This is a genomic window from Sandarakinorhabdus rubra, assembly GCF_010994245.1.
In the GTDB taxonomy this organism is placed as follows: Bacteria; Pseudomonadota; Alphaproteobacteria; order Sphingomonadales; family Sphingomonadaceae; genus Sandarakinorhabdus; species Sandarakinorhabdus rubra.
In genome coordinates this window covers 1-1,951 of the sequence record NZ_WMHO01000323.1, presented here as the reverse complement: position 1 = coordinate 1,951, position 1,951 = coordinate 1, and the positions used below count along the sequence as shown (strand labels likewise).

The 1,951-nt window shown below is 68.9% G+C and carries 2 protein-coding genes and 1 pseudogene; all 3 read left to right on the top strand.

The features are described from left to right. On the top strand, positions 1 to 377 hold a 377-nt coding region (locus GJV64_RS14015), incomplete at its 5' end, for a murein hydrolase activator EnvC family protein (protein ID WP_164158047.1). 52 nt (positions 378 to 429) lie between these two features. After that, the gene (gene rimO / locus GJV64_RS14010; RefSeq protein WP_164158045.1) at positions 430 to 1,752 is read left to right on the top strand and encodes a 30S ribosomal protein S12 methylthiotransferase RimO; all 1,323 of its coding nucleotides are present in this window, start codon (positions 430 to 432) and stop codon (positions 1,750 to 1,752) included. A gap of 10 nt (positions 1,753 to 1,762) precedes the next feature. Next, positions 1,763 to 1,951 (top strand): annotated as a pseudogene (locus GJV64_RS14005) (leucyl aminopeptidase family protein); the annotation flags it as partial.

Genomic DNA, 1,951 nt, shown 5'->3' with positions numbered 1-1,951 from the left:
CGCGCTTCCGCTGGCCGCTGCCGGGCCGGGTGGTCTCCGGCTTCGGGCCCAAGCCGGGCGGCCGCTTCAACGATGGCGTCAACCTGAAGGCCACGCCGGGCGAACCGGTGCGCGCTGCTGGCGACGGCGTCGTTGCATATGCCGGCGATGCCATTGCCGGCTTCGGCAACCTGGTGCTCGTCAAGCATGCCGGCGGCTGGGTGTCGGCCTATGGCCACAACGAGGCGCTGCTGGTCAGCCGCGGCGCCCGGGTGAAGGCCGGCGAGGTGATCGCACGCGCCGGGCAGACGGGGGCGGTGAGCGAGCCGCAGCTGCATTTCGAACTGCGCCAGGGCCGCACGCCGGTGGATCCGGTGCGGGTGATCGGCGGGCGATGACGCCCATGGTGGGGGCTTGCGCTTTCCGGCCCGAACGTGCAGGCGCCGCGCGATGAACCTCGCCTCTGCACCCCGGGTCGGCATGGTCTCCTTGGGCTGCCCCAAGGCGCTCGTGGATTCCGAGCGCATCCTCACCCAGCTGCGCGCCGACGGTTACGCGCTGTCAGGCGATTACGACGGGGCCGACGTGGTGATCGTCAACACCTGCGGCTTCCTCGACTCCGCCAAGGCCGAAAGCCTGGAGGCGATCGGCGAGGCCATCACCGAAAATGGCCGGGTGATCGTGACAGGCTGCATGGGCCACGAGGCCGATGCCATCCGCGCCCGCTTCCCCGATGTGCTGGCCATCACCGGGCCGCAGCAATATGAGGCTGTCGTCAACGCAGTGCATGAGGCGGCGCCGCCGGTTCGTTCCGCCTTCACCGATCTGGTGCCGGACGCCGGGCTGAAGCTCACGCCGCGCCATTATGCCTATCTGAAGATTTCCGAAGGCTGCAACCACACATGCGCCTTCTGCATCATCCCGTCCCTGCGCGGCAAACTGGCCAGCCGGCCGCCGGCCGCCATCCTCCGCGAGGCCGAGGCACTGGTGCGGGCCGGAACGAAGGAGCTGCTGGTCATCAGCCAGGACACCTCGGCCTATGGCGTCGACTTGAAGCACGCCAGCTCGACCCTCGGCGGCGTGGAGCGGCGCGCCCATATCCAGGATCTGGCACGCGAACTGGGCAGCCTGGGCGCCTGGGTGCGGCTGCACTATGTCTATCCCTATCCGCACGTCGATGATCTCATCCCGCTGATGCGCGACAAGCTGCTGCTGCCCTATCTCGACATTCCCTTCCAGCATGCCAGCCCCGCCGTGCTGAAGGCGATGAAGCGCCCGGCCAACGAAGCCAAGGTGCTGGAACGCATCCACAAATGGCGCGCAATGGTCCCCGACATGGCGATCCGTTCCACCTTCATCGTTGGCTTCCCCGGCGAGACGGAGGCCGATTTCCAGTATCTTCTGGACTGGCTGGAGCAGGCCCAGATCGATCGCGCCGGCTGCTTCAAATATGAGGCGGTGGACGGCGCCCGCGCCAACGACCTGCCCGGCGCGGTGCCGGAGGACGTGAAGGAAGAGCGCTGGCACCGTTTCATGGCGCACCAGTCGCGCATCTCGCAAGGCCGGCTGGCCGCCAAGGTGGGCCGCGATCTCGCCGTGCTGATCGACGAGGTGGACGATGAGGGTGGCGCGTCGGGGCGCAGCCAGTATGACGCGCCCGAGATCGACGGCATGGTGCATCTGCGGGATGCCGGCGGGGTGAAGCCCGGCGACATCGTCACCGTCCGCATCGAGGAGGCCGACGAGGCCGACCTGTTCGGAGTGCCCCTATGAGCATTTTGCCGTGAGCGATCTTGCCGCCCTGCTGGTGCCGGCCGACGCGCAGCCGGCGATCCCGATCCTGCCCGTCACCGCCGAGGGGTTCGGCGACTGGCTGAACAGCCAGCCGGAGCGCGCCCGCATCGCGGTGGCAGCGCAGGGCTTCACGGCCGCGGCCGACAGCATCGCCATCCTGCCCGGCGACGGCCCGGCC